Consider the following 25,907-nt stretch of genomic DNA (forward strand, 5'->3'; position numbering starts at 1 on the left):
CAGTAAAAACGGTATGGCGCACGCTGCGCCATACCGCCCCTCCCTCTCATTTGCCGGCACTTACTTCGTGCGTGCGCGCCGGGCCGCCACCAGGGCGGCCAATCCCAGTCCCAGCATCCCCGCATGCGCCGGTTCCGGCACCGGCGGCACCCGCGTCACGATATTGTCGATGCGCCCCCATTCCTCGCCATAGATATCGTCCGGATCGGGCGTGGTCATGTACCAGTTGACGTAGTTGATGTTCTGGAAGCTGGCCGGCAGCTCGACAAACGTCAGCGGCACTTCACCCAGGATGTTGAAGGTCGCGCCCGTATCGGCAATGAAGGTCGAATCGCCGCCGAGGTACTCGAAGCCGAGCAGGTCGAAATTCATGCCGTCCTCGCGCCGGATCTGGTAAGGCGAGGAGCCGACCTGGCTGTGCAACCAGAGGTTGCCGCCGCCGGGGTGCAGGTGCGGGCCGCCTTCGGCCGGGGTCGCAAGCGAGGTGAAGACGTAGCCGGACTCGCTGTAGGAGTCGATGTAGATGCCTTCGATGTCGTCGAAGTCGATGACCACGATGGCGCTCGAGGCGGTGGCGGCGGCCAGCATGAAAGCGGATCCAGCGATAAGCTGCCTCATCAATTTGGAAATGTTCATGGTTTTCCTCAATGTTTGGGTTGAGAAAACGCAAAGATTTTGCGTCCCAGGTCCAGCATATGGACGAGCACCGCGTGTATATTGATGTGTTTCAAAGTGCGCACGGGCGCAGGAGAAAACCATGATTCGCGATCACATGTACGTACTGGCCGTGCACGACCTCGAACGCTCGGCCGCCTTCTACCGCGACGCCCTCGGCTTCGCCGTCCACGACATGGGCGACCCGGGCTGGCGCCTGTTCGAGCGCGACGGCTGCCGCATCATGGCCGGCGCCTGTCCCGACGCCATGCCGCCCGCCGACACCGGCGACCATTCGTATTTCGCTTATTTGTCGGTGGACGACGCCGACGCCTGGCATGCGCAGGCGCTGGCCGCCGGCGCCGAGATCACCAAGCCGCTCAGGGACGAACCCTGGGACATGCGCGAGTTCGGCCTGCGCACGGTGGACGGCCACCGGCTGATGGTCGGACACGAGTTGCCGCGTACTTGAAACATCCAGCAACTTTTTTATCGCCAACTTTCGTACCGGGTTTGCTACACTGCCCCCAGCGTAACTACAACAACGGAGACCCCATGCGTACCCTGATCAAAACCGGCCTGCTGGCCACCATGCTGCTCACCTCCGCCGCCTGGGCGCAGAACAACTCGGCCGTCGGCCTGTGGAAGACCATCGACGACGAGACCGGCAAACCGAAGGCGCTGGTGCGCGTCACCGAGGAAAACGGCGCCCTGCAGGGCAAGATCGAAAAGCTGTTCCGCGGCCCGAACGAAGACCAGAACCCGAAATGCACCGAGTGCACCGACTCGCGCAAGAACCAGCCGATCATCGGCATGACGATCGTCTCGGGCCTGAAGAAGGAAGGCGACGAGTACACCGGCGGCGAAATCCTCGACCCGGCCAAGGGCAAGGTCTACAAGAGCAAGGCCACCCTGCGCGACGGAGGCCGCAAACTGGAAGTGCGCGGCTACATCGGCGCACCGATGTTCGGCCGTTCGCAGGTGTGGCAGCGCGAAGGCTGATACTGTCCTGTTTCACCCGAAGCGGCCCGCAGGGCCGCTTTTTTATTCCCTGATCCACCATGACCCTTACCCAGAGCTACCTCTTCCTCGGCCTCGCCATCATCGTCGAAGTGATCGGCACCACGGCCCTGAAGGCCACCGACAACTTCACCCGCCTGTGGCCGAGCGTGCTCACTGTCGTGTGCTACGCCGCCTCCTTCTACCTGCTCACCTTCAGCCTGCGCGTGCTGCCGACGGGGATCGCGTATGCGATCTGGTCGGGCGTCGGGATCGTGCTGATTTCGGCGGTGAGCTGGGTGGTGTACAAGCAGAGCCTGGATTTGCCGGCGCTGATCGGGCTGGGAATGATCATTGGCGGGGTGCTGGTGATTAATCTGTTTTCGAAGAGCGTGGGGCATTAGACGCTGGTTTGGTGACAGTACACCCTTCTAGCAGCTCTGCTAGTATTAAACGAGAAACTTTATGTTCCAATAATGCGTCATCAGATCAATTTCCTTACCTAATGCCACTTCACGACTGCCCCCATACGTTCCAAGAGCTTGCTGCAGCCGTGCTTCCGGCGAAAATGACCAGCATGTACGCTGCCAAGGCGAATCCGCTCGATATGAGCCTCTTTGCCAGACCTAGGGTCGGAACAGGCCGGCTGCTGAAGGAACTTCACTTTCGCCAAGACTTCTCCGGTTGCTACGTCTTGATCGACGCGGGCACGCCAATTTATGTCGGCATTTCACGAAAAGTTATTGGCCGGCTTCGGCAACACGTCTTTGGAAAAACACATTTCGATGCAAGTTTGGCATTTCGCATAGCGATGGCTAGGCACCCGGACAGGGCCATCGCCCGTGTAACTAGGGAAAAGGCGATGCAAGACCCCCTCTTCGGTACGTCGTTTGCGGAGGCCCAAGCCTACTTATGTTCATTGCAGGTTGCATTTATCGCGATTGAGAACCCACTTGAACTTTATGTTTTCGAGGCCTACTGCGCGCTGGAGTTAGATACACAGCAATGGAACTCGTTTGAGACACACTGAAATAATTTTTTAAAATGAAAAATCTTTTCGCGAAGAAAAATAGAGGGGAATTTAAAGATGAGCCTTTGTACCCGCATCTACATGCAGATGGAACTTATGTAGCCACGAACTCGAAGTTCAAAGCGGATTACATCAGGGTTGACTCGCTGTCGGAACTGGCGGCACTCGTCAGCGCTGGATATGGCGCAAGGATGTCTAACCCCGCGACCGGACAGGCGCCTTCCTATATTTCTCACAAAAACATTACGATTGCTGGACAAGAAAAACTAGGAATATCATTAAAGCAGTTTCTCTCATCGTTTGTAGAAGGCAACGAGCTCGACCGAACGACAATGGCTAGATATAGAAAGGAACAAACATTCTTGCGGACTTACCTACTAAAGGGAAAACAAAATGGCCAGTGTACGCTGTGTGGATGGGATCTCCCGGCAGAACTTTTAATTGCTGCCCACATTAAACCTCGCTCGACATGCAGTCATGCGGAGAAACTGGATTTTGATAATGTCGCGACCCTGATGTGCGCGCTGGGCTGCGATAGTCTCTTCGAAGAAGGTTTTATTCTTGTACAGGACGGTGTGATAAATAAAAACTCAAAAAGAAAAAACACATTGGCGCTTAGTGCATCCATTGATCGAATTGCTGGAAGAACAGTCCCTAACTGGCCAGCCAGTTCTGTGTATTACCAAGCTCATGCTAAAGCGTTCAGTTAAAGAGCTAATCATTACATTCAAAGGATAGCGGTTAAGCCTGCTTAGGCGTCTTGTGCACCGCCGCGTAGGACGCCACCCCGGCCACCAGCAGCACCAGCGCCCCGTCTCGACCCCACGTCGGTCAGCGCGCCTCCCACAGGAAGCCGTACAGCGCGGCGAACAGCGTCTCGAACACGATACATCTGCCCCATCAGCGTCAGCGGCAGCGCGCGGCTGGACGTTCCACAGGCCGTTGCCGACGATCGAACACAAGATGGCGATGCCGGTCACGATGGCGGCGAAATAGCCTCAGTCCCAGGCGACTTGATGCGAGGCCGTGAACACGCAACTTGGGATCAGGTCTGGCATTCAGACACGGCCTCGACAATTCGCTTGAACTAAAGTAGAGCTCGTGTCCGAATGTCAGACCTGACCCCAGCTTTTTCTTGGTGCGGGACACCGTCCTGCTAGCCAGCCAGTTCGCAAATAGTGCACCCTGCACTATTCGGCCAATCAAATGTTCCGCTGGTGCATACTGATCACCCGACCATTGCCGATCCGTCGCCGTGCTCATTTCCTCCGCCACCGATTTCCGCGCTGCGGCGCAGCGCGTCCTGCCACCCTTCCTGTTCCATTACATCGACGGCGGCGCCGGCGCGGAGGGCACGATGCGTGCGAACGTCGATGACCTGCAAGCCGTCAAGCTGCGCCAGCGCGTACTGCGCGGCTCGGAGGCGCTCGACCTGGGCGTCGAGTGGTTCGGCCAGCGTTATGATTTGCCGATCGCACTCGCCCCGGTCGGGCTGACCGGCATGTATGCGCGGCGCGGCGAAGTGCAGGCCGTGCGTGCCGCGGACCGCTGCAACATTCCCTTTATTCAGTCGACAATGTCGGTGTGTTCGCTGGCCGAAGTCGCGGCCCAGGCCTCGAAGCGGCAGTGGTTCCAGCTCTACGTGCTGAAGGACCGCGGCTTCATGCGCGACGTCATGCAGCGCGCCAGCGACCTGGGGGCATCGACCCTCGTGTTCACGGTCGACACGCCGTTGCCGGGCGCGCGTTACCGCGATGCGCACAGCGGCATGAGCGGCCCGAACGCCGGCATGCGGCGGATGCTCCAGGCCATGCTGCGTCCGCGATGGGCTATCGACGTGGGTCTGTTCGGCCGCCCCCACGATCTCGGCAATATTTCGGCCTACCTCGGCGGCGCAACCGGGCTCCAGGACTTCATGGGCTGGATCGGCGCGAATTTCGATCCCGGGATCAGTTGGCAGGATCTCCAATGGATCCGCGACGAGTGGAAGGGAAACCTGGTCATCAAGGGCATTCTCGATGAGGACGATGCGCGGGATGCGCTGGCGTTCGGCGCCGACGGTATCGTCGTGTCGAACCATGGCGGACGGCAGCTCGATGGAGCGCTGTCGACAGCCCGGGCGCTGCCATCGATCGCCGCCGCCGTCAAAGGCCGGATGACGGTCTTCGTCGACGGTGGCGTCCGTACCGGCACCGATGTATTCCGCATGCTCGCGCTGGGCGCCGACGGTGTCCTGATCGGCCGTGCCTTCGTGTACGCCCTGGCGGCGCAAGGGCAGGCCGGCGTCGAACGCCTGCTGGCGATCATGGAGAAGGACATCCGCACGAACATGGTGCTGACCGGCGTGAAGTCGCTACGGGATGTCGGGCCCGATGTGCTGGCCGTATCTGCTGGCGCCTGAACCGTCCCGACAGACTTGGGGTCAGGTCTGGCATTCGGGCACGGCTTCTTATGCGATAGCGTTACGAGCAGCCTCCTTTGGCACCCTGTGCACCGCCGCGCAGGACGCCACCCCAGCCACCAGCAGCACCAGCGCCGCCGTCTCGAGCCCCGTCGGCCAGCGCGCCTCCCACAGGAAGCCGTACAGCGCGGCGAACAGCGTCTCGAACACGATCATCTGCCCCATCAGCGTCAGCGGCAGCGCGCGGCTGGCGACGTTCCACAGGCCGTTGCCGACGATCGAACACAGGATGGCGATGCCGGTCACGATGGCGGCGAAATAGCCCCAGTCCGATGCGGCGTGGTTCGAGGCCGTGAACAGGAAGGCGGGCAGCGCCAGCACCAGGGCCTGGGCGCCGGTGACGACGCCGGTCAACAGGCTCCATTCGTGGGCCGAGACGGTGTGCAGTTTCGCCAGCCAGCGGCTGTTGCCGACCGCGTAGACCGTCCATGACACGAGGGCGCCGATCGCGCACAGCAGGCCGAAGAGCGAGCCCTGCCCCTGCCCTGTCCCGGCCAGCGATTGCCAGCTGATGCACAGCAGGCCCGCCACGCCGAAGGCGAGCGACGGAACCAGCCGCCGCAGCGGCACCGCGTGCCGCTCGCGGCTGCCGACCAGGGTCACGGCCAGCGGCAAGAGGCCGATCACGAGCGAGGCCATGGCCATCCCGCCGGCCTGCACGGCGCTGGCGAGGAAGACGTAGTAGACGATGTTGCCGCACAAGCTCAGCCAGATCAGGCCGCGCCACTCCTTCCAGGTCAGCGTGCTCGATACCCGCTTCCAGGCCGGCGCGATCAGGATGGCGGCCACCAGGCCGTAGGCCAGGTAGCGGCCCGCCGACAGCTGCAGCGAGGTGAAGCCGGACGTGAGTTCGGGCGCGAGGAAGACGAGGCCCCAGCAGGCGCCCGCGAGGACGCCGGCGCCGAGCCCGAGCCAGGAATGTTGGACCACCATGTTCAGCCTCCAGAAAACATCGATTCTGGAGGAGCCGGCGCGTAAATTCTTGGCGCGGATTACTGCGTTTTTGGCGGAGTCTCTTGCAGGTGCTGCCTGCTGCGGCGCCGGTAGGCGGCCGGCGTCGTGTCGAGCTGCTGGCGCATCGCGCGCGTCAGGGCGCTCTGGTCGGAGAAGCCGGCCTGCAGCGCCACCTCGGCGATCGCCTGGTTCGTCCCGGCGAGGCGGCGGCAGGCGTACTCGATTCGCTGCCGCTGCAGCCAGGCATGCGGGCTGGTGTCCAGCTCCGCGCGAAACAGGGCGTGCAGCCGGCTCGCGCTGAGGCAGGCGTAGCGGGCCATCGATTCGCTGTTCCAGGGATGGCCGGGCTGTGCCCGGACCTGCGCCAGCAGGGCGGCCAGGCGCGAGCGCTCCTGGGGCGCGTCCAGCACCAGCGTATCGAGCAGCAGCGGCACCCAGCCCTGGACCAGCGCCGGCGGGAGCGCCGGCTGGGTGCGCATGAGTTCCATGTAGTCGATCAGCTTGCGCGCGGCCGGGCCGATGGCGGTGAAGGGGCGTTCCGCCAGCCGGGCCAGGGCATCGTGCGCCATGGCGGCCTCGTCGAGGTCGAGGATGAAGGAGCGGTTCATGCGCTCGCTGTACTGGGAGTGCCAGGCGCCGGGCACGACCAGGGCGCCGTGCAGCGGATCGAGGCGGCCCGTTTCGCCTTCGATCTCGAGCTGCAGTTCGCCGGACAGGGGCAGCACGAGCTGGGCCCAGGCATGCCGGTCCCCTTCCGGCTGTTGCGGATAGGTGCGGATGTCGAGGTCGACGAACAGGGTCTCGAAGCTGGGCACGGGGAAGTCCGGGAAGGATGGCACTGAAAGTCTAGCATGCCTGCCCTGCGCGGGTTGCCGCGTCGGCCATCCGCTTGCTGGCGAAAACACGGGCAATCGTGCTACGTGTTACATTCCCCGAAAGCAACCAGACGCCCCACCCCAGAATGCCTGAATCACCTCCCAGCCCGCTCGGCGAACTCGACATGTACCGATTCCTGCTGGCGCTGGACGACGCGATGCGTCCCCTGTTCGCCCCTCAGGACATCACCCAGACCGCCGCCGCCATGCTGGGCGACTTCCTCGGGGTCAACCGCTGCGCCTACGCCCACGTCGACGACCAGATGGGGATATTTGCCGTCACCGGCGATTACACGGCGGGCGTGCACAGCATCGTCGGCCGCTACCGCACCGAGGACTTCGGCGCCGAATTCGTGCGCCTGAGCCGGCTCGGCATCACTTATGTCGTGGAGGACGCCGAGACCGATCCGCGCGCCGCCGAGGTGCTCGGCGCCTACCGGCAGGCGCAGATCCGCGCCGTGATCAGCGTGCCCGTGCTCAAGGCCGGGCGCTTCGTCGCCGGGATGGCCTTGCACCAGGCCCGGCCGCGCGCCTGGCAGCCGCAGGAAATCAAGCTGGTCGAGCTGGTCGCCAACCGCTGCTGGGAATCGATCGAGCGCAACCGGGTCACCCTGGCGTCGATCGAGAGCGAGGCCAAGTTCCGCACCATCGCCAACGCCATGCCGCAGATGGTGTGGTCGACCCTGGCCGACGGCTTCCACGATTACTTCAACCAGCAGTGGTACGACTTCACCGGCGTGCCGCAGGGCTCGACCGACGGCGCGGGATGGAACGGCCTGTTCCATCCGGACGACCAGGAGGAAGCCTGGGAGCGCTGGCGCCATTCGCTGGCGACCGGCGAGACCTATGAAATCCAGTACCGGCTGCGCCACCGTTCCGGCCAATACCGCTGGGTGCTTGGGCGGGCGCTGCCCGTGCACGACGAGGGCGGCGCCATCGTGCGCTGGATGGGCACCTGCACCGACATCCACGCGCAGAAGCAGGCCGAAGAGGAGCTGCGCGGCATGAACGCGCGCAAGGACGAGTTCCTCGCCATGCTGGCGCACGAGCTGCGCAATCCGCTGGCGCCGATCGCCTCGGCCGCCCACCTGCTCAAGCTGGCAGCAACCAGCCCGGCGCGCATCGAGCACGCCAGCGACATCATCACGCGCCAGGTGCGCCACATGACGGCCCTGGTCGACGACCTGCTGGACGTCTCGCGCGTCACGCGCGGCCTGATCGAACTCGACAAGTACCCGGTCGACCTGAAGGCGATCGTCGCGAGCGCCATCGAGCAGGCGCGCCCCCTGATCAAGTCGCGCGGGCACGCCCTGAACCTGCGCATGCAGGCGTCCGACCCGGTCGTGCAGGGCGACCGCACCCGGCTGGTGCAGGTGGTGGCCAACCTGCTCAACAACGCCGCCAAGTACACGGCGCAAGGCGGCGAAATCACCCTCGCCGTCGATCTGCACGCGGACCGGGCGCGCATTGCGGTGACCGACAACGGCATCGGCATCGAGGACAAGCTGCTGCCCCACGTGTTCGATCTGTTCACCCAGGGCGCGCGCACGCCGGACCGCGCACAGGGAGGACTCGGGCTCGGGCTGGCGCTGGTCAAGAGCATCGTCACGCTGCACGGCGGCACGGTGCAGGCCGAGAGCGCGGGCCTGGGCAAGGGCAGCCGCTTCACGATCTGCCTGCCGGTGCTGGCCGAGGATGCCCCGGTGCGCGAGCACCCGGGACAGGCCGCGCCGGCGGTGCGTCCGGCGCGGCTGCTGGTGGTCGACGACAACGTCGACGCGGCCGAATCGCTTGCCGTGCTGCTGCAGGCCGAGGGGCACGCCGTGCGCGTGGCAAGCGACCCGTTCCAGGCACTCGGGATGGCGCTCGCGGAGCCGCCCGACCTGTATGTGCTCGATATCGGCCTGCCGAACATGGATGGCTATGAACTGTCGCGCCGCCTGCATGCGCAGGCGCCGGATTCAAACGCGGTGTTCGTGGCGCTGACCGGCTACGGACAGGCGCACGACCTGGTGCTGTCGAAAGCGGCGGGCTTCGACCACCATTTCGTGAAGCCGCTGGACATGGTTCGGTTCCGCGCGATCCTGGCGGCACTGCCGCCGGGCTGAGTCGCGGCGCCGGGCGCAAGGCGAAGGCGCTGCTAGCGCCCGGCTGCCTCCCGCCCTGACTCGGTGTCGGAGTTGACGCGCTGCTCGTCCGACCGGCCTTTCGGCTCGCCGTGCTGCAGCTCTTTGCCGCTCGGCGTGATGCGCAGGATCGACAGCACCGCGAGCGCGAACAGCGCGCTCAATACCGCGGTCGCCTCGCGCCCCATGCCGGCGGCGATGCCGACGGCGGCGGTCAGCCACACGCTGGCCGCCGTGGTCAGGCCCTTGATGTCGTTCTTGTCGGTCTGCTTGAGGATAGCGCCCGCGCCGAGGAAGCCAATGCCGGCCGTGACGCCCTGCAGCACGCGCGACAGGTCGCTCACTTCCATGCCCGCCTGCAGCGGGATCAGCACGAACAGGGCCGAGCCGAGCGACACCAGCATGTGGGTGCGCAGGCCGGCCGAGGCGCCGACCGATTCGCGTTCATAACCGAGCATCCCGCCGAGCACCAGCGCCACCATCAGGCGCACGACGATGCGCGTGATGTCCTCCACATTGCCCAGGTCCGAAAATTCCTGCTGTATCGTGATCCAACTTTGCTCCAGCCACACGTCGATGCTCCTCTCGCGAATTCAGGAGCATGATGGCAGATAAGCAAACTGAGCGGCGCGAGGCTTGGAGCCGGTAAACGCGTGGAGTCAGGACTCCACCCTACGCATCGCGCCAGATGTAGGGTGTGAGGGGGGCGCCGAGCCTCCCGACTCCACGCGTTTGGAACCTACAACCATCCTGCGTCGCGCGCCATGCGATACGCCTCGATCCGGTTCGCCGCCCCCAGCTTGCTGATTGCCTCCGACAGGTAATTGCGCACCGTGCCTTCCGACAGGTGCACCTGGCGCGCGATGTCGGCGCTGCTGCGCCCTTCCCCCGCCAGACGCAGCACCTGGCGTTCGCGTTCGGACAGCGGGTCCTGGGCGCCGCCCCAGCTTTCCAGCGCCAGTTCCGGTGCGACCGCGCGCCCGCCCGCGTGGACGGTGCGGATCGCGGCGGCCAGGGTGTCGGCCGGCGCGTCCTTGAGCAGGTAGCCGCGCACGCCCGCCGCCAGCGCGCGCCGCAGGTAGCCGCTGCGCCCGAAGGTGGTCACGATCATGACCCGGCTGGCCGCGCCCCGTTCGGCCAGGCAGGTGGCCAGCTCCAGGCCCGTCATGTGCGGCATCTCGATATCGGTCAGCACGATGTCGGGCGCGTGCTCGGTGCACAGCGCCAGCGCTTCCCTGCCGTCGGCGGCCAGGCCCACCACGGCGAAGTCGCTTTCGAGCCCGAGCAGCGCCGCCAGCGCGCCGCGCACCAGGGCCTGGTCTTCGGCGATCAGGATGCGGATCATGCCGGCACCCGCAGTTCGAGCGCCAGCCCGGCGCCGACGCGCAGGGCCAGCTTGCCGCCGAGCGCCGCCACCCGCTCCTGCATGCCGGACAGTCCGTTACCGTGGCGCAGCGCCGTTTCGCTGCGCAGGCGCTCGCCGTCGTCCGCCACGCGCAGCACCACGTTGCCGCCCTCCAGCACCAGCGAGAGGCGGCAGCGGCGCGCGCCGGCATGGCGTACGACATTGGTGACCGCTTCGCGCAGCGCCAGCGCCAGCACGTGCTCGGTGGCCGGCGCCAGATCGAGGCGTTCGACCTGCTCGTCGAGCGCGACATCGGCCGCGGCCAGGCTGGCGCGGGCGCTGGCCAGCGCGTGGGCCAGGCCGCTCTCGCGGTAGCCGCTGACGGCGGCCCGCACTTCGGCCAGTGCCTGGCGCGCGCTGGCCTCGATGTCGCCGATCTCGCGCTCGCAGGCATGAGCATCGCGGTGCACCAGCTTGCGCGCCAGGTCGGCCTTCAGGGCGATCAGCGACAGCGAATGGCCCAGCAGGTCGTGCAGGTCGCGCGAGATGCGTTCGCGCTCGGCGATAGTGGCCATGTGCTCGACCTCTTCCTGCTTGCGCACCAGCGCCTGGTGCGAGCGGCGCAGGCGCGCATCCATCAGGGCCCCGAGGCCTACGGGCAGGCTGATGGTCAAGATCGGCATCAGGAACAGGAAGCGCATCTGCCCGTAAGGGACCAGCAGGGAGGTCAGCAGTCCCAGCATGATCACGCCGACGATCGCCAGCACCGCGCGCCGCACGTGCTCGATGCGGGCCGCCATCGCGCAGGCGAAGATGAAGAAGGTGGCGGCGCCGATGTTCCAGCGCGCCCAGGCGGCGCCGATCAGGCAGCCCGCCAGCATGCAGGCGAGGACCTGCCGGCCGTGCGTCCAGAAGCTGGCGCAGTACAGCGGGATGAAGATGGCGATGGTCAGCGCCAGCAGCGCCACCTCGAGGGCGCTGGGCGCCACGTAGGCGTACTTCCAGAACATGTAGCCCAGGCTGAGCAGCCAGAAGTACGGCATCCTGCCCAGCTCCGGTGGGATCCACGGCCCCGTCCGCACTCGCTCAGTTGCCTGCCCCACCGCCTGCCTGATCCTGTTCATCGCGCTTGTCGTTATTCTGGTTATTGGGTCAGCAGGCGCACATCGGCGATCTCGAAGCGGTAGTCGCCCGGCTGTGGACCGGCGTTGAATCCTAACATGGTGACGGCTGCCGGATCGATGCCTTTGAGCTCGCTGAAAGGAACGCTGACCTCGGTCCATTCCGGCCCTGCGGTAAACCCTTTCATGCCTGGGATCTGCACGCCCTGCGACATCGCGATCACCTGGTACTGCTTGCCGTCGCCGCGTACCCGGAAGCGCACCGTTTTCACCGCGGAGAGATTCACCGACTGCATCGGCTGGGCGCCCGGCATGAAGGCCACGCCGGCCCAGGCGTAGGGCAGCCCCGGCGCCACGTTCGCCGCGATCGCGAGCGGCACCTGGCCGTCTGCCAGCGGCGCTTGCGCCGCCAGCACGACGGTCGACTTGCCGCCCACGAAGCCGTCGGTCGACGGTCCCCATCCCATGCCGAAGGGGCTGGCCAGGCGCTGTGCGCTGAACTGGCTGATGCGGCCGTCCGCCGGCAGCGCCAGGGCCTTGCCGCCCTCCTGCCCTGCCTTGGCCACCCGCTGGCGCTGGCCGTCGCGCAGGCCGCTTGCGCTCTCGCCATCCTTCCAGACCTCGACGATGCGGCGCGTGGCCAGGATGTCCGCCGCCGGGTTGCCCTCGACCAGCAGCAGGTCGGCCTTGTAGCCCTTCTCGATGCGGCCGCGCCGGCCCAGCTTGAAGACCTGCGCCGGTGCGCTGGTGGCCGCCGCCAGCGCCTGCACCGGAGTCAGTCCGGCTTCGACCAATGCCGCCAGTTCGCGGTGCATGCTCACCCCGTACTGCGTGCCCGGGTTGCCGGCGTCGGTCCCGGCCAGGACCGGCACGCCGGCCTTGATCATCGCCGCAGCGACCGCCTTCGGCGCCACCAGCATCGCCGGGCGCGCCTGGTTGCCGTAGCGCGCTTTCAGCGGGGCCTGCGCATCTTTGTCGAGCATGGCGGCCAGCGCAGGATCTGCCAGCAGGTCGTCGCCGCGCACGCCGGCCATGCTCTCGAGCACGGTGAAGGTCGGGATCACGAAGGCCTTCCTGCTGCGCGCCAGTTGCGCCAGTCCTGCAGCATCGGCGGAGGCACCGGGGAACAGGTGCACCAGGCCGTCGGCGCCGGCGTCGAGCACGGCGCGCGCATCCTTCTCGTTGCCGATGTGGACCACGGCCAGCTTGCCTCGCAGGTGGGCCGCCGCGATGAGGGCCTTGACCGTGGCCAGGTCGAGCGTGGGGAAGCCGTAGCCGCTTTCCATGACGATCTTGATGAAATCGGAACCTTCGGCAATGCGCGCGTCGACAAAGGCCTGCGCCTGTTCGGGTTGGGTGATGGTGGGGATGGCGATGCCGAACTGGGTGCCGTGGCCGTTCGGCGCGGTGACCAGGGTGCCGGCCGAGAACAGGTCCGCGTGCTGGTGGTTGCGGCCCTGCGCCATGTCCTGCTTCGCCTGCTTCATCAGTGTCAGGTCGGTGAACATGTCGACCTGGGTCGTCACGCCGAACAGCACCGGCAGCTCCTGGTGGCGGAAGGCGTGGGTGTGGGCGTCGATCAGGCCGGGCAGCAGCGTGCGGCCCTTGCCTTCGACCACCCGGCTGCCGCCTGGCGCCGCGCCACGGAAATCTGCGTCGACGATGACGCCGTTCTCGAACAGCACGGAGCGGCGCTCGTGCACGGCGTTGCCGTCGAAGACGCGCACGTCGCGCACCAGGGTGGCGGCAGCCAGGGCGTTGGACGCGGCGGCGACGCCGGCGGCGAGCAGCAGGGTGTGAAGGACGGTCGGTTTCATCAGGCTCTCCCAGTGGGTTGGTATGAGCCGAGTATCTGCTTCAGGCGCGCGTGGCGACAGAAGCAGCTGCCATCAGATTGACATGACAAGTGTCATGAACGTATTGAGATGCGTTGTCAGGCGCGCGGGCGCTGCCGGGCCAGGTGGCGGTCGAGGGCGTTGGCGAAATGTTGGCGGTCGGCCTGGCTGAAGGCGGCCGGGCCGCCGGTGTCGACGCCGCCGCTCCTGAGTTCTTCCATGAAGGCGCGCATCGTCAGTTGCTGGGCGATGGTGTCCTTCGTATAAAAGTCGCCGCGCGGGTTGAGGGCGTAGCCGCCCTTCTCCAGCACGTGGGCCGCCAGCGGAATGTCGCCGGTGACGACCAGGTCGCCGGGCTGCATGCGCTCGACGATCTCGGCGTCGGCCACGTCGGGCCCGCTGGGCACCTGCAGCGCGCGGATGAACTTCGAGCCGGGCACGCGCATCAGCTGGTTCGCCACCAGCGTGACGGGAATTTGGGTGCGCTCGGCAACCCGGTACAGGATGTCCTTGATGACGGCGGGGCAGGCGTCGGCGTCGACCCAGATCTGCATCGGGGTGGTCAACGCAAGTTATCCCAGAGGTCGCCGGTCGGGCTGATGCGCGGCGCGGCTACGCCGAAGTGCTGGTAGGCCGCCGGAGTCGCGATGCGTCCGCGCGGCGTGCGCTGCAGGTAGCCCTGCTGGATCAGGTAGGGTTCGAGCACGTCCTCGATGGTGTCGGCCGCTTCGCCAATGGCCGCCGCCAGGTTGCCGATGCCGACCGGGCCGCCGCCAAATTTGAACAGCACCGCTTCGAGCAGCTTGCGGTCCATGACGTCGAAGCCGACCGAGTCGACGTCGAGCATCTTCAACGCGCGGTCGGCCATGTCCTTGGTGATCTCGCCATTGCCCTTCACTTCCGCATAGTCGCGCACGCGGCGCAGCAGGCGGTTGGCGATACGCGGAGTGCCGCGCGCGCGCATGGCCACCTCGCGTGCGCCCTCTTCCTTGATCGGGGCTTCCAGCAAGGCCGCGCTGCGGGTGACGATCTTGGTTAGTTCCTCGACGTTATAAAACTCGAGGCGGGCGACGATGCCGAAGCGGTCGCGCAGCGGATTGGTCAGCATGCCGGCGCGGGTGGTGGCGCCGACCAGCGTGAACGGCTGCAGGTCGAGTTTTACCGAACGCGCGGCCGGGCCTTCGCCGATCACGATGTCGATCTGGTAGTCCTCGAGCGCCGGGTACAGGATCTCCTCGACCACCGGCGACAGGCGGTGGATCTCGTCGATGAACAGCACGTCGTTCGGCTCGAGGTTGGTCAGGATGGCCGCCAGGTCGCCCGGACGCTCCAGCACCGGGCCGGAAGTCTGGCGCAGGTTCACGCCCATCTCGCGCGCGATGATGTGGGCCAGCGTGGTTTTACCCAGGCCCGGCGGGCCGAACAGCAACGTGTGATCGAGCGCCTCGCGCCGTTTGCGGGCAGCGGAAATGAAAATTTCGAGCTGGTCGCGGATCTTTTCCTGGCCGACGTATTCGTCGAGCTGCTTCGGGCGCAAGGCGCGCTCGATCGCCTCCTCGTTGGGCGAGGCCGGCGCGGCGTCGATGACCCGCTGCTCGGTGAAATTGTCGGTCTGGATGCTCATTGCTTATCTTATTAAAACGGAGTGTTACGCTTTCGACAGCGCCTTGAGCGCAAACTTGATGCCGTCGGAAACGCTCGAGCCGGCCGGCAGGTTCTTGGTCGCCAGCAGGGCTTCCTTGTCAGAATACCCCAAAGCCAGCAGCGCGTTGAGCACGTCCGATTGGGTGTCGTCGCGCGGGGCGCCGCCGACCACGCCGATGTCGGCGCCGATCTTTCCCTTCAGTTCGAGCAACAGCCGCTCGGCCGTCTTCTTGCCGATGCCGGGGATTTTCACCAGCCGCCCTGCTTCCTGCAGCGTGACCGCCTGCGACAGGTCCGCCACCGTCATGCCCGACAAAATCGACAAGGCCGTACGCGCGCCGACGCCGGTGATCTTGATCAGCTGGCGGAACAGGGCCCGCTCGCTGGCCGTGCCGAAGCCGAACAGCAGGTGGGCATCCTCGCGGATCGCCTGGTGGGTGAACAGCACCACCTTCTCGCCCGTGTGCGGCAGGTTGTAGAAGGTGCTCATCGGCACGTCGACTTCGTAGCCGACGCCGTTGCAATCCACCAGCAGTTGCGGTGGAGTCTTTTCCAGCAAAATTCCGGAAATGCGACCAATCATGGTTGACCTTTCTTTTTATACAAGGCGGCCGTTTTTCATGCGCAGCGTGGCCGTCTGCGGAGCCAGCGCACCGACCAGCGCCAGCGTATCGTAGGTATGGGCATGGCAGATCGCCACGCCCAGGGCATCGGCGGCATCGCTGCCCGGCAAGCCGGGTAACATCAGCAGGCGCGACACCATGTCCTGCACCTGCGGTTTGGCCGCCTTGCCGGTGCCGACCACCGACTGCTTGATCTGCGTGGGAGAGTACTCGGCCACGTCGAGGTCGGCGCCGACCAGGGCGCTGATGGCCGCGCCGCGCGCCTGGCCCAGCAGCAGGGTCGACTGCGGGTTGACGTTCACGAACACTTTTTCGATGGCCGCACAGCTCGGCTGGTAGGTAGCGACGATCTCGCGCACCCCTTGCAGGATGATCTTCAGGCGGGGAGGCAAGGCACCCTCCAGGCCGGTCTTGATGGTGCCCGACGCAATGTAGCGCAGCTTGCTGCCGTGTTTTTCAATAACCCCAAAGCCGGTCGTGCGCAGGCCTGGGTCGATGCCGAGAATAATCATTATCGAATGTTATACCGGCCAGCAAGGATCGTGGGAAAAATACTGTGCAAAAACACAGGTTGGCTGGCGTTTATACAACCGTATGGTATGCCGAAGCGACGTAGGGTGGACGGCTATGCCGTCCACGCGTTCAACGCACGGTGCTAATTCGAAACGCGAATATGCAGGCGCTGTTGAACGCGTGGACGGGAAACCCGTCCACCCTACGTCCCTTCGTTTTGCGGTTCGATGGCACGACGGAAATGCGCCGGTGCCGAACCGCGGCGAATCAATGCCGGAAGTGACGCGTCCCCGTGTACAGCATCACTACGCCGCGCTCGTCGGCCGCGTCGATCACTTCCTGGTCGCGCATCGAGCCGCCCGGGTGGATCACGCAGGTCGCGCCCGCGTCAACCACGACATCGAGGCCGTCACGGAACGGGAAGAAGGCATCCGAGGCCACGGCCGAACCGGCGAGCGACAGCCCGGCGTTCTGCGCCTTGATCGAGGCGATGCGGGCCGAGTCGATGCGGCTCATCTGGCCGGCGCCGACGCCCAGCGTCATGCCGTTGCCGCAGAAGACGATCGCGTTCGACTTGACGAACTTGGCCACGCGCCAGGCGAACATCAGGTCTTGCAGCTGCTGCGGGGTCGGCTGCTTCTTCGACACCACGCGCAGGTCAGGCATGCCGACGTTCTTCGCGTCCGGCGCCTGCACCAGCAGGCCGCCGCCGACGCGCTTGACGTCGTACCCGTTCTGGCCGGCGCCCAGCGGAATTTCCAGAAGGCGCACGTTCTGCTTGGCCGCCATGATCTGGCGTGCCTCGGCGGTGAACGAAGGCGCGATCAGCACTTCGACGAACAGCTTCGCCAGCGCTTCGGCCGCACGGCCGTCGACTTCCACGTTGAAAGCGATGATGCCGCCGAAGGCCGAGGTCGGGTCGGTCTGCAGGGCGCGGGTGTAGGCGTCGAGCGCGTCCGCGCCGATTGCCACGCCGCACGGGTTGGCGTGCTTGACGATGACGCAGCCGGCCGGGTGCTGGAAGCCGCCCAGCGACTTCACGCATTCCCAGGCCGCATCGGCGTCGGCGATGTTGTTGTACGACAGTTCCTTACCCTGCAGCTGGCGGTAGTTGGCCAGCGCGCCGTCGACCGACGCGATATCGCGGTAGAAGGCGGCGCCCTGATGCGGGTTCTCGCCGTAGCGCATGTCCTGCACCTTCTCGAAGGCCATGTTGATGGTCTGCGGGTAGCTCGAGCGCGTCGCGTGCTGCTTGTCTTCGCCCAGGCTGGTCAGATAGTTGGTGATGGCGCCGTCGTATTGCGCGGTGTGCGCGAACACTTTCTTGGCCAGGCGGAACTTGGTGTCGTAACCGACCACGCCGGCTACTTCGCCAGTGCCCTTCATTTCCGCCAGCACCACGCCGTAGTCGCTCGGGTCGCAAATGACGACCACGTCGCGGTGGTTCTTGGCCGCCGAGCGCAGCATGGTCGGGCCGCCGATGTCGATGTTCTCGATCGCGTCTTCCAGCGAGCAGTCGTCTTTCGCGACCGTCGCCTGGAAGGGGTAGAGGTTGACGACGACCATGTCGATCTGCGGAATGCCGTGCTCTTCCAGCTTGGACACGTGCTCAGGGAAATCGCGGCGGGCGAGGATGCCGCCGTGGACTTTCGGGTGCAGGGTCTTGACGCGGCCGTCGAGCATTTCCGGGAAGCCGGTGTAGTCGGCGACTTCGGTCACCGGCACGCCGTTCTCCTGCAACAGCTTGGCGGTGCCGCCGGTGGACAGGATGTTCACCCCGAGCGAAGACAGGGCGCGCGCGAAATCGAGCACGCCGGTCTTGTCGGAGACGGAAATGAGAGCTTGTTTGATCATGGGAGTGGCCACTGTTGATAGAAATCTGTGCGGAATCCGGCGCGCTTGAAAGAGCCGCGCCCGCGCACGGCCACTCGCCGGCTGAGATTAGAGCAGTCCGTGCTCTTGCAGTTTCTTGCGCAAAGTATTGCGGTTGATGCCCAGCATCTGGGCCGCGTGCGACTGGTTGCCGTCGGCGCGCGTCATCACCACTTCGAGGATCGGCTTTTCGACCGTCATGACCATCATGTCGTAGATGTTCGACGGCTTTTGCTCGCCCAGGTCATTGAAATAGTCCTCGAGGCTTTTCTGGACAACTTCCTGGATACTCTCTTTGCTCATGTCTGCTGCTTCATCCTGGTTAGTGATTGCTCCGCCGATTGTGTCGGCGGCGTCCCCATATCGTTTTTATAATTGTTACTGCTGTTTTTTTACTACTTTTTATGCCGCAATTGCTTCAATGACATGCTGTGCGGGTCGGTATTGTAACCGCTCGCCATGGCGAAGTTGCGATTGGAAAAAATTATCGACAGCGGCCAATTGTTCAGCCGTCGATTCCAGCAGATTCATCCGCTGGCGGAATTCCTCGCCCCCCGGCAAGTCCTCGACATACCAGCCGATGTGCTTGCGCGCGCTGCGTACGCCGATGTGCTCGCCATAGAAGGCGTAGTGCGCCGGCAGGTGTTCGTTCATCAGCGCCCTCACCTCTTCCACCAGGGGCGGCGGCAGGTGCTCGCCGGTGCGCAGGTAATGGTCGATCTCGCGGCAGATCCAGGGCCGGCCCTGGGCCGCGCGGCCGATCATGACCGCGTCCGCGCCCGTGTAGTCGAGCACAAATTTCGCCTTCTCGGGCGTGGTGATGTCGCCATTGGCCACCACGGGAATGCCGACCGCGGCCTTGACGGCGCGGATGGTGTCGTATTCGGCCTCGCCCTTGTAGCCGTCGGCGCGGGTGCGGCCGTGCAGGGTCAGCATCTGGATGCCGGCCTGTTCCGCCATGCGCGCGATGCGCAGCGCATTCTTGTTCTGGCGATCCCAGCCGGTACGGAATTTCAGGGTCACCGGCACGTCCACCGCTTCCACGACGGCGTGCAGGATGCGTTCGACCAGGTCTTCGTGCTGCAGCAGCGCGGAGCCGCACCAGCTGTTGCACACCTTCTTGACCGGGCAGCCCATGTTGATGTCGATGATCTGGGCGCCTCGCTCGACGTTGTGGCGGGCGCAATCGGCCAGGTCCTGCGGGTCGGCGCCGGCGATCTGCACCGCCTTCGGCTCCATCTCTCCCGCGTGGTCGGTGCGGCGGCTGGTCTTTTCGCTGGCCCACAGGCGCGGGTTCGAGGCTGCCATTTCCGACACGGCATAGCCCGCCCCCAGCTGCTTGCACAGCTGGCGGAACGGACGGTCCGTCACACCCGCCATGGGTGCAACAAAGACATTATTGCGCAGTGTATAAGGGCCGATTTGCACAGCGGGAACACGATCAGAATGGATGGGAACCCGCTATTTTACCCGAACTGCTGCTCAATTAAGCGGCAAAATTTTTTCCGGACTGTAGCGAACGGGATAATCAGGTCTGGACAAGCGGAAAGAAATCGTGGAGAGAGCCGGAATCGGTGAAGCCAGGCAGCACGGTGTGCAACGGTTCCAAAACGCGTGGAGTCGGGAGGCTTGGCGCCCCCCTCACACCCTACATCTGGCGCGATGCGTAGGGGTGGAGGAGGCCAATGGCCTCCTCCACGGCTTCACCGGAGTCCTGACTCCACGCGTTTACAAAGTAGCCCATTCGGTAACGTGGATTGGTGCCACAGCCCCGACCTGATCACCGATCCATCACACGTCGTCGAGCACCGCCGGCTGCAGGTGCGCCACTTCGCCCCAGCTTTCCAGTACTAGCTTGCCGTCCTGCACCGTAAAACGGTTGACGCTGGCGTTGAGCACCTTGAAATTGCGCGGCGTGTCCAGCGCCAGGCCGAGGGCGGCGCGGTAGGCGCATTCGAGCACGCCGCCGTGGGCGACCAGGGCCAGCGACTTGCCGGGGTTGTCGGCGGCCCAGCCGAGGATGGCGGGGATCACGCGGTCGTAGAACTGGCGGAAGGTTTCGCCCTGATTCTGGCCTGGCGGCAGGGTGCCGTCGATGTCGCGCCCTTGCCAGGCGGCGAATTCGCGCGGGTAGCGATCGGCGATCTCCGCGTACAGCAAGCCTTCGAAGCCGCCGTAGCAGCGCTCGCGCAGCCGCGCATCGATGAACAAGGGCAGTTCCAGGACCTCGCCGATGGCCTTGGCGGTGTTCGCGGCGCGTGCCAGGTCGCTCGACACGAGCACATCGATGCTGCCGGGGGCCAGCGCGGCAGCCAGGGCTTGCGCCTGGCGCCGGCCTTCGTCGTTCAAGTCGATGTCGAGGTGACCCTGCAGGCGGCGCTCGGCGTTCCAGGCGGTTTCGCCGTGACGGATCAGGGCGATACGGGTAGTGTTGTTATGCATGAGGTCCAAAAACGCCCCAAACCTCGGGGCGGTATGAAAAAGCGTCTGCCAAAGCACTGGCAAACGCTTCAGGTAGACAACGTCGGCGCGATTTCCGGATTCAAAGAATACACGCCGAAGATCTGCGCTTCGTCGAGGATATGGCCCATCAGCGCCAGCCGTGCTTCCTGTCCGCTGAAGCGCCCCTCCAGCGGGAACTCGGGGATATCGAGTGCGTAGATCGTAAACACATAAGTATGCACGCGTTCGTCGTTCCATGGCGGGCAGGGGCCATCGTAGCCGAAGTATTCGCCGGCCATGGAGGGATCGCCCGCGAACCAGCCGGTGTAGTCGTTGACGCCCTGGCGCAGCTGGTGCTCGGTGCCGTTCTTGACGAGGAAGGAGACGTTCGGGCCGGACTTGCCGTGCGGCGTGACCATGTCGGAAAACTGGCCTTCACCGATCGCCTTCAGGCTGGGCGGGATATCGACCAGGCTCCAGTGGTAGAAATCGGTGCGCTTGAGCCCATCCGGGACGGTGCGGCCTTCCTTGTTGACGTCGGTGCCATCGGCGGGCACGTCGCCGTCGACGCACAGGATCACCAGCGACTGGGTACCGGCCGGCACCTCGTCCCACGCGAGGTGGGGATTGCGGTTGTTCGACAAGCGCACGTGCGTGTTCGGGTCGATGACCGCGAACGCGCACTCAGGCGGGATCAGCCCGCCTTCGGTAAACGAATCACTCCAGATATTCATCGCAGACTCCCGGTGGGCCTCCATGTTATTGACCGCAGGGCGCGGTACGGGTTTCAACGTGAAATATCGACCGGATCAACACGTAGCCAGATCGTGACCGGGCCGTCGTTGGTCAGCGAGACTTTCATGTCGGCGCCAAATTGACCGGTCTCAACTTTGCCATGCAGGGCGCATGCCTGGCGCACGAAATGGTCGAACAGGCGCCGGCCGTCGTCAGGGCTGGCGGCCGGCGAGAACGAGGGACGGGTACCGGAGCGGGTGTCGGCCGCCAGCGTGAACTGCGGCACCAGCAGCAGCGCGCCGCCGGTGTCCTTCACGCTGCGGTTCATCTTGCCGGCCTCGTCGGAAAAGACGCGGTAGCCGAGCAGCTTGGCCAGCAAGGCGTCGGCCTCGCGCTCGGTGTCGCCCTTCTCGGCGCAGACCAGCACCATCAGACCGGCCTCGATGGCCCCGACCGTGGCCCCGTCCACCACGACGCTGGCGTGGCTGACGCGTTGCAGCAGCCCGATCATGCGTTAGTAAAATTGACGCGTGCGAACTTGCGCTTTCCGACCTGGAGCACGAAACTGCCGGCCTCGACCTGCAGGCCCTTGTCGCTGACGACGGCGCCATCGATGCGCACGCCGCCCTGGTCGACCATGCGCATCGCTTCCGAAGTCGAGGCGCACAGGCCGGCCGCCTTGAGCAGCTGGGCCACGCCCAGCGGTGCACCCGACACCGCCACTTCCGGCACGTCGTCCGGGATGCCGCCCTTGGAGCGGTTGACGAAGTCGGCCAGCGCATCGGTGGCGGCCTGGCTCGAGTGGAAGCGGGTGACGATTTCCTGCGCCAGCGCGACCTTGGCGTCGCGCGGGTTGGCGCCGCCCTCGACGGCCGCCTTCAGGGCCGCCAGTTCGCTCATCGGACGGAAGGACAGCAGCTCGAAGTAACGCCACATCATGACGTCGGAAATGCTCATCAGCTTGGCGAACATGGTGTTCGGCGCTTCGGTGATGCCGATGTAGTTGTTCTTCGACTTCGACATCTTCTCGACGCCGTCGAGGCCTTCCAGCAGCGGCATGGTGAGAATGCACTGCGGCTCTTGCCCGTAGTCTTTTTGCAGTTCGCGGCCAACCAGCAGGTTGAATTTCTGGTCCGTTCCACCTAGCTCAAGGTCTGCTTTCAAAGCGACCGAATCGTAGCCCTGCATCAGCGGATACAGGAACTCGTGGACGGCGATCGGTGTCCCACTCTTGTAGCGCTTGGTGAAGTCGTCGCGCTCCATCATGCGTGCCACGGTGTAGCGCGAGGCCAGCTGGATCATGCCGCGCGCACCCAGCGGGTCGCACCACTCCGAGTTGTAGCGCATTTCGGTGCGCGACTCGTCGAGGATCAGCGCAACCTGGCGGAAATAGGTGTTCGCGTTTTCTTCCACCTGCTCGCGGGTGAGCGGCGGACGCGTGGCGTTGCGGCCCGACGGGTCGCCAATCATCGACGTGAAATCGCCGATCAGGAAGATCACCTGGTGGCCGAGGTCTTGCAGCTGGCGCAGCTTGTTCAGCACCACGGTGTGGCCCAGGTGCAGGTCCGGGGCGGTCGGGTCGGCGCCTAATTTAATACGCAGCGGTACGCCGGTCGCTTCCGAGCGGGCCAGCTTTTGTGCAAATTCGCTTTCGATCAGGAGTTCATCGACACCACGTTTCGTGATGGCAAGGGCTTCTTGAACCTTGTCAGAGAGAACCAGTTTAGGGGAAGCAGAAACAGAGTTGTTACTACTACAAGACGCGGAGTCTGTCATAAATTTTTTGTAGGAAATTGGCTAAAGCGTGTGTAGGAGTGCATATTTTGGTACAATGGCCGATCCCATCAATCTTGCCGTAAGAAAACTTTTCAAAACAACAAGAAAAATAGCACTCAAGTTCAAGCGGTAAATTTTAACTGAGATTGCATGCATCCTATTTATAAAATCACCGGTAAGCTCTCGACCAGCCTGGCAAATACGAGCCGCAAAGCCCGTATCGTTGGCGCGGGCGCCCTCGGCCTGGCACTGTGCGCTTTCGGCGCTGTTGCTACCGCGCCGATCGCGCAAGACGACGCCAACGTGCCGGTCAAGTCGGTCGCCGAGGACCTGGCCCTGCCCAACCTCTCCGACCAGATCGCCGCCCTGCAGCAGGACGAGCAGCAATTCATCCACGAAGAGCGCGTCCGTTCCGGCGACTCGATCGGCACGATGCTGGGCCGCCTGGGTGTAGAAGACGCCGAAGCGCAAAAGTTCATCCGCACGAACAAGGTTGCCCGCCGCCTCCTCTCGCTCAAGAACGGCAAGCGCCTGCAGGCCGAGACCGACGAGAACGGCCTGCTGCTGTCGCTGCGCGCCACCCTCGCCGACAAGAACAAGGCGCCGACCACGCTGACCATCGCCCGCGACGGCGACGGCTTCACCGCCAGCGAGGCTCCTGCCAAGCTCGAGCGTCGCGTCGAAATGCGTTCGCGCGAAATCACCAGCTCCTCCCTCTACTCGGCCACCGACGCCAACGTCGACGGCGGCTCGATCCCTGATTCGATCGTCGGCGAAATCGTCAAGATGTTCTCGACCAACATCGACTTCCGCGGCGACCTGAAGCGCGGCGACCGTTTCAACGTCGTGTACGAAACCTTCTGGCTCGACGGCGAGCTGGTGAAAACCGGCCGCATCCTGGCAGGCGAATTCATCAACCGCGGGGTCAGCCACCAGGCCGTGTGGTTCGAAGACCCGGTCACCAAGGACGGCGGCTACTACAGCCTCGACGGCAAATCGCTAAAAAAGGCCTTCCTGAAGTCGCCGCTGGAATTCTCGCGCGTCTCGTCGGGCTTCTCGAACCGCATCCACCCGATCTCGGGCAAGTGGAAAGCGCATAAGGGCATCGACTACGCCGCCTCGACCGGCACCCCGATCCGCGCCTCGGGCGACGGCGTCGTCGATTTCGCCGGCAACTCCGGCGGCTACGGCAACATGGTCGTCCTCAAGCACTGGTCGAATTACACCACCGCCTATGCCCACATGAGCCGCATCGCCGGCCTGCGCAAGGGCGCCAAGGTCAGCCAGGGCCAGGTCATCGGCTACGTCGGCTCGACCGGCTGGTCGACCGGCGCCCACCTGCACTACGAATTCCGTATCGGCGGCGTCGCACGCGACCCGAACTCCCTGAAGAACCTGATGGCCGCTCCTCTGGACGCCGGCGAAATGGCCCGCTTCCGCATGGCTGCCGCGGACATGAAGCACCGCTTCTCGCTGCTGACTCCTGGCGGCAACGCCATGGCCGCCCGCTAACCCGGACGCAACACCAGATCAACGCCTTCCGCGCAGCGATGCACGGAAGGCGTTTTTCATTGTGGAGCCGGTTTCGGCGGCAGCCGGGATCGCCCGGCTTCCGGCGCCCCTGCGGATGCTTTAAGATGCGGGCATGACGACCTCCTCCCCTACCTCCCTGATTATCGGCCTGATGTCGGGCACCAGCCTCGATGGCGTGGACGGCGTGCTGGCCGACTTCGCCGGCGGCGCCATCCGCACCCTGGAAGCCGCCTTCGTGCCCTTCCCCGCCGCCCTGCGCGCCGAACTGATGGCGCTGCAGGCAAACGGCGAGAACGAAATCGAGCGCGAAGCCATCGCCGCGAACGGGCTGGCGCAGGTCTATGCGGCCTGCGTCGGCGAACTCGTGGAGCTGGCGCCAGGGCCGGTCGCCGCGGTCGCAGTACACGGCCAGACCATCCGCCACCGCCCCGAGCTCGGCTTTACGCGCCAGACCAACAACCCTTCGCTGCTGGCGGAACTGAGCGGCATCGACGTCATCGCGGACTTCCGCAGCCGCGACATCGCCGCCGGCGGCCAGGGCGCGCCGCTGGTGCCGGCCTTCCACGCGGCCGTGTTCGGCAAGCCCGGCACGACGCGCGTGGTGGTCAATATCGGCGGCATCGGCAACATCAGCGTGCTGCACGCGGACGGCCGCGTGACCGGCTACGACACCGGCCCGGGCAATGTGCTGCTGGACGGCTGGGTCAAGCGCCACCAGGGCAAGGAATACGACGAGGACGGCGCCTGGGGTGCAAGCGGAACGGCCCATGGCGAATTGCTGGCCGTGCTGCTGGACGAGCCCTACTTCCACCAGCCGGCGCCGAAGAGCACGGGGCGCGACCTGTTCCACCTGGAATGGCTGGATGCGCGGCTGGCGCGGTTCGCAGGTCTCGCGCCGGCCGACGTGCAGGCGACCCTGGTCGAACTGACGGCGCAGTCGATCGCGCGCGCCATCCTCGGCGAGGGCGTGACGGCCGATGCGGTGTATGTGTGCGGCGGCGGCGCCTACAACGGTGCCCTGCTGCGCAGCCTGGCGGCGGCGCTGGGCGGAAAGGTGCCGGTCGAGTCGACGGCCGCGCTCGGGATTGCGCCGAACCGGGTCGAGGCGCTGGCGTTTGCCTGGCTGGGGTATCGGTTCAACGAGCGGCTGCCGGGCAACATGCCGGCGGTGACCGGGGCCAAGGGGCCGCGGATTTTGGGGGCGTTGTACCCGGCGTGATAGAGACACGTAGGGTGGGCTCTCTGTATAGCACAGACACATAGGTAACAGGTGTCTAGACACATAGGTAACACTGCCGGGTTAAATTTTAGCGGCTTTTGAGGTCGATTTGCGTCACCTCGCGGTCGCAGAAAATGACCTGGAAGATGC

Annotated in this window: 27 protein-coding genes; 9 read left to right on the plus strand and 18 right to left on the minus strand. The window is 64.9% G+C overall.

Annotated elements, in window-relative coordinates:
• Positions 1-60: 60 nt before the first annotated feature.
• Positions 61-588 (minus strand): PEP-CTERM sorting domain-containing protein, encoded by a 528-nt coding sequence (locus tag ACWCIA_RS15325; protein ID WP_454164653.1) that lies wholly within the window; start codon positions 586-588, stop codon positions 61-63.
• A 169-nt stretch (positions 589-757) separates the two neighbouring features.
• On the opposite strand from ACWCIA_RS15325, the gene ACWCIA_RS15330 reads away from it, so the two are divergent.
• From ACWCIA_RS15330 to lldD, 6 genes are all read left to right on the plus strand, one after another.
• On the plus strand, positions 758-1,126 hold the full coding sequence (locus ACWCIA_RS15330) for a VOC family protein (protein WP_454164655.1): 369 nt from the start codon (positions 758-760) through the stop codon (positions 1,124-1,126).
• 83 nt (positions 1,127-1,209) lie between these two features.
• Entirely contained in the window at positions 1,210-1,656 is a 447-nt protein-coding gene (locus tag ACWCIA_RS15335) for a DUF2147 domain-containing protein (protein WP_454164656.1), read from the plus strand.
• A 59-nt stretch (positions 1,657-1,715) separates the two neighbouring features.
• Positions 1,716-2,057, plus strand: a complete 342-nt coding sequence (locus ACWCIA_RS15340) for an SMR family transporter (RefSeq protein WP_454164658.1) — start codon at positions 1,716-1,718, stop codon at positions 2,055-2,057.
• Between the two features lie 164 nt (positions 2,058-2,221).
• Entirely contained in the window at positions 2,222-2,683 is a 462-nt protein-coding gene (locus ACWCIA_RS15345) for a hypothetical protein (RefSeq protein WP_454164660.1), read from the plus strand.
• Between the two features lie 14 nt (positions 2,684-2,697).
• The gene (locus ACWCIA_RS15350; RefSeq protein WP_454164662.1) at positions 2,698-3,393 is read left to right on the plus strand and encodes a hypothetical protein; all 696 of its coding nucleotides are present in this window, start codon (positions 2,698-2,700) and stop codon (positions 3,391-3,393) included.
• A gap of 545 nt (positions 3,394-3,938) precedes the next feature.
• Positions 3,939-5,084, plus strand: a complete 1,146-nt coding sequence (gene lldD, locus ACWCIA_RS15355) for an FMN-dependent L-lactate dehydrogenase LldD (RefSeq protein ID WP_454164664.1) — start codon at positions 3,939-3,941, stop codon at positions 5,082-5,084.
• A gap of 48 nt (positions 5,085-5,132) precedes the next feature.
• Here the strand turns inward: lldD and ACWCIA_RS15360 are convergent, their stop codons facing one another.
• Complete coding sequence (locus ACWCIA_RS15360; protein WP_454164666.1) at positions 5,133-6,077, minus strand: DMT family transporter; 945 nt, start codon at positions 6,075-6,077, stop codon at positions 5,133-5,135.
• 59 nt (positions 6,078-6,136) lie between these two features.
• Positions 6,137-6,913, minus strand: coding sequence for a helix-turn-helix domain-containing protein (locus tag ACWCIA_RS15365; protein ID WP_454164667.1), 777 nt, complete (start codon positions 6,911-6,913; stop codon positions 6,137-6,139).
• Between the two features lie 146 nt (positions 6,914-7,059).
• On the opposite strand from ACWCIA_RS15365, the gene ACWCIA_RS15370 reads away from it, so the two are divergent.
• On the plus strand, positions 7,060-9,081 hold the full coding sequence (locus tag ACWCIA_RS15370; RefSeq protein ID WP_454164669.1) for an ATP-binding protein: 2,022 nt from the start codon (positions 7,060-7,062) through the stop codon (positions 9,079-9,081).
• A gap of 32 nt (positions 9,082-9,113) precedes the next feature.
• Here the strand turns inward: ACWCIA_RS15370 and ACWCIA_RS15375 are convergent, their stop codons facing one another.
• The 15 genes from ACWCIA_RS15375 to tyrS all read right to left on the minus strand — a co-directional run bounded on the left by ACWCIA_RS15375 (position 9,114) and on the right by tyrS (position 23,005).
• A complete protein-coding gene (locus ACWCIA_RS15375; protein WP_454164700.1) occupies positions 9,114-9,677 on the minus strand; it encodes an MgtC/SapB family protein in 564 nt (187 codons plus the stop codon).
• A gap of 161 nt (positions 9,678-9,838) precedes the next feature.
• Positions 9,839-10,444: a response regulator gene (locus ACWCIA_RS15380; protein WP_454164671.1), complete on the minus strand. Its 606-nt coding sequence runs from the start codon at positions 10,442-10,444 to the stop codon at positions 9,839-9,841.
• Entirely contained in the window at positions 10,441-11,487 is a 1,047-nt protein-coding gene (locus ACWCIA_RS15385) for a sensor histidine kinase (RefSeq protein ID WP_454164673.1), read from the minus strand. The genes ACWCIA_RS15380 and ACWCIA_RS15385 overlap by 4 nt, the downstream gene beginning before the upstream one ends.
• A gap of 101 nt (positions 11,488-11,588) precedes the next feature.
• Positions 11,589-13,382: a CIA30 family protein gene (locus tag ACWCIA_RS15390; protein ID WP_454164675.1), complete on the minus strand. Its 1,794-nt coding sequence runs from the start codon at positions 13,380-13,382 to the stop codon at positions 11,589-11,591.
• Between the two features lie 116 nt (positions 13,383-13,498).
• Positions 13,499-13,954: a YaiI/YqxD family protein gene (locus ACWCIA_RS15395; RefSeq protein WP_454164702.1), complete on the minus strand. Its 456-nt coding sequence runs from the start codon at positions 13,952-13,954 to the stop codon at positions 13,499-13,501.
• 8 nt (positions 13,955-13,962) lie between these two features.
• Complete coding sequence (gene ruvB, locus ACWCIA_RS15400) at positions 13,963-15,024, minus strand: Holliday junction branch migration DNA helicase RuvB (protein ID WP_454164677.1); 1,062 nt, start codon at positions 15,022-15,024, stop codon at positions 13,963-13,965.
• Between the two features lie 24 nt (positions 15,025-15,048).
• On the minus strand, positions 15,049-15,627 hold the full coding sequence (gene ruvA, locus ACWCIA_RS15405; protein WP_454164679.1) for a Holliday junction branch migration protein RuvA: 579 nt from the start codon (positions 15,625-15,627) through the stop codon (positions 15,049-15,051).
• A gap of 15 nt (positions 15,628-15,642) precedes the next feature.
• Positions 15,643-16,179, minus strand: a complete 537-nt coding sequence (gene ruvC / locus ACWCIA_RS15410; RefSeq protein WP_454164681.1) for a crossover junction endodeoxyribonuclease RuvC — start codon at positions 16,177-16,179, stop codon at positions 15,643-15,645.
• A 268-nt stretch (positions 16,180-16,447) separates the two neighbouring features.
• The gene (purH, locus tag ACWCIA_RS15415; RefSeq protein WP_454164683.1) at positions 16,448-18,034 is read right to left on the minus strand and encodes a bifunctional phosphoribosylaminoimidazolecarboxamide formyltransferase/IMP cyclohydrolase; all 1,587 of its coding nucleotides are present in this window, start codon (positions 18,032-18,034) and stop codon (positions 16,448-16,450) included.
• Positions 18,035-18,121: 87 nt separating this feature from the next.
• A complete protein-coding gene (locus tag ACWCIA_RS15420; RefSeq protein ID WP_379747209.1) occupies positions 18,122-18,355 on the minus strand; it encodes a helix-turn-helix domain-containing protein in 234 nt (77 codons plus the stop codon).
• 99 nt (positions 18,356-18,454) lie between these two features.
• On the minus strand, positions 18,455-19,480 hold the full coding sequence (gene dusB, locus ACWCIA_RS15425) for a tRNA dihydrouridine synthase DusB (RefSeq protein WP_454164685.1): 1,026 nt from the start codon (positions 19,478-19,480) through the stop codon (positions 18,455-18,457).
• 363 nt (positions 19,481-19,843) lie between these two features.
• A complete protein-coding gene (locus tag ACWCIA_RS15430) occupies positions 19,844-20,494 on the minus strand; it encodes a histidine phosphatase family protein (RefSeq protein ID WP_454164687.1) in 651 nt (216 codons plus the stop codon).
• A 68-nt stretch (positions 20,495-20,562) separates the two neighbouring features.
• On the minus strand, positions 20,563-21,228 hold the full coding sequence (locus tag ACWCIA_RS15435) for a YbhB/YbcL family Raf kinase inhibitor-like protein (protein ID WP_454164689.1): 666 nt from the start codon (positions 21,226-21,228) through the stop codon (positions 20,563-20,565).
• A 53-nt stretch (positions 21,229-21,281) separates the two neighbouring features.
• Entirely contained in the window at positions 21,282-21,740 is a 459-nt protein-coding gene (dtd, locus tag ACWCIA_RS15440; protein WP_454164691.1) for a D-aminoacyl-tRNA deacylase, read from the minus strand.
• Positions 21,737-23,005, minus strand: coding sequence for a tyrosine--tRNA ligase (tyrS, locus tag ACWCIA_RS15445; RefSeq protein WP_454164692.1), 1,269 nt, complete (start codon positions 23,003-23,005; stop codon positions 21,737-21,739). The genes dtd and tyrS overlap by 4 nt, the downstream gene beginning before the upstream one ends.
• A gap of 150 nt (positions 23,006-23,155) precedes the next feature.
• On the opposite strand from tyrS, the gene ACWCIA_RS15450 reads away from it, so the two are divergent.
• On the plus strand, positions 23,156-24,517 hold the full coding sequence (locus ACWCIA_RS15450) for a peptidoglycan DD-metalloendopeptidase family protein (protein WP_454164694.1): 1,362 nt from the start codon (positions 23,156-23,158) through the stop codon (positions 24,515-24,517).
• A 133-nt stretch (positions 24,518-24,650) separates the two neighbouring features.
• On the plus strand, positions 24,651-25,757 hold the full coding sequence (locus tag ACWCIA_RS15455) for an anhydro-N-acetylmuramic acid kinase (protein ID WP_454164695.1): 1,107 nt from the start codon (positions 24,651-24,653) through the stop codon (positions 25,755-25,757).
• The last annotated feature ends 150 nt before the right edge of the window (positions 25,758-25,907 follow it).

The sequence above is a fragment of the Massilia sp. SYSU DXS3249 genome (assembly GCF_053668055.1).

Bases quoted from the DNA above. Each gene is read 5' to 3' on its own strand.
- purH (WP_454164683.1), bottom strand. From the start codon at position 18,034: ATGATCAAACAAGCTCTCATTTCCGTCTCCGACAAGACCGGCGTGCTC.
- ACWCIA_RS15380 (WP_454164671.1), bottom strand. From the start codon at position 10,444: ATGATCCGCATCCTGATCGCCGAAGACCAGGCCCTGGTGCGCGGCGCG.
- ACWCIA_RS15420 (WP_379747209.1), bottom strand. From the start codon at position 18,355: ATGAGCAAAGAGAGTATCCAGGAAGTTGTCCAGAAAAGCCTCGAGGAC.
- ACWCIA_RS15450 (WP_454164694.1), top strand. From the start codon at position 23,156: ATGCATCCTATTTATAAAATCACCGGTAAGCTCTCGACCAGCCTGGCA.
- ACWCIA_RS15390 (WP_454164675.1), bottom strand. From the start codon at position 13,382: ATGAAACCGACCGTCCTTCACACCCTGCTGCTCGCCGCCGGCGTCGCC.
- ACWCIA_RS15330 (WP_454164655.1), top strand. From the start codon at position 758: ATGATTCGCGATCACATGTACGTACTGGCCGTGCACGACCTCGAACGC.
- ACWCIA_RS15335 (WP_454164656.1), top strand. From the start codon at position 1,210: ATGCGTACCCTGATCAAAACCGGCCTGCTGGCCACCATGCTGCTCACC.
- ACWCIA_RS15430 (WP_454164687.1), bottom strand. From the start codon at position 20,494: ATGCATAACAACACTACCCGTATCGCCCTGATCCGTCACGGCGAAACC.
- tyrS (WP_454164692.1), bottom strand. From the start codon at position 23,005: ATGACAGACTCCGCGTCTTGTAGTAGTAACAACTCTGTTTCTGCTTCC.
- ACWCIA_RS15385 (WP_454164673.1), bottom strand. From the start codon at position 11,487: ATGCCGTACTTCTGGCTGCTCAGCCTGGGCTACATGTTCTGGAAGTAC.
- ACWCIA_RS15340 (WP_454164658.1), top strand. From the start codon at position 1,716: ATGACCCTTACCCAGAGCTACCTCTTCCTCGGCCTCGCCATCATCGTC.
- ACWCIA_RS15455 (WP_454164695.1), top strand. From the start codon at position 24,651: ATGACGACCTCCTCCCCTACCTCCCTGATTATCGGCCTGATGTCGGGC.
- ruvB (WP_454164677.1), bottom strand. From the start codon at position 15,024: ATGAGCATCCAGACCGACAATTTCACCGAGCAGCGGGTCATCGACGCC.
- ACWCIA_RS15395 (WP_454164702.1), bottom strand. From the start codon at position 13,954: ATGCAGATCTGGGTCGACGCCGACGCCTGCCCCGCCGTCATCAAGGAC.
- ACWCIA_RS15325 (WP_454164653.1), bottom strand. From the start codon at position 588: ATGCTGGCCGCCGCCACCGCCTCGAGCGCCATCGTGGTCATCGACTTC.
- ACWCIA_RS15370 (WP_454164669.1), top strand. From the start codon at position 7,060: ATGCCTGAATCACCTCCCAGCCCGCTCGGCGAACTCGACATGTACCGA.
- ACWCIA_RS15345 (WP_454164660.1), top strand. From the start codon at position 2,222: ATGACCAGCATGTACGCTGCCAAGGCGAATCCGCTCGATATGAGCCTC.
- ACWCIA_RS15350 (WP_454164662.1), top strand. From the start codon at position 2,698: ATGAAAAATCTTTTCGCGAAGAAAAATAGAGGGGAATTTAAAGATGAG.
- ACWCIA_RS15360 (WP_454164666.1), bottom strand. From the start codon at position 6,077: ATGGTGGTCCAACATTCCTGGCTCGGGCTCGGCGCCGGCGTCCTCGCG.
- dtd (WP_454164691.1), bottom strand. From the start codon at position 21,740: ATGATCGGGCTGCTGCAACGCGTCAGCCACGCCAGCGTCGTGGTGGAC.
- ACWCIA_RS15435 (WP_454164689.1), bottom strand. From the start codon at position 21,228: ATGAATATCTGGAGTGATTCGTTTACCGAAGGCGGGCTGATCCCGCCT.
- ruvC (WP_454164681.1), bottom strand. From the start codon at position 16,179: ATGATTATTCTCGGCATCGACCCAGGCCTGCGCACGACCGGCTTTGGG.
- ruvA (WP_454164679.1), bottom strand. From the start codon at position 15,627: ATGATTGGTCGCATTTCCGGAATTTTGCTGGAAAAGACTCCACCGCAA.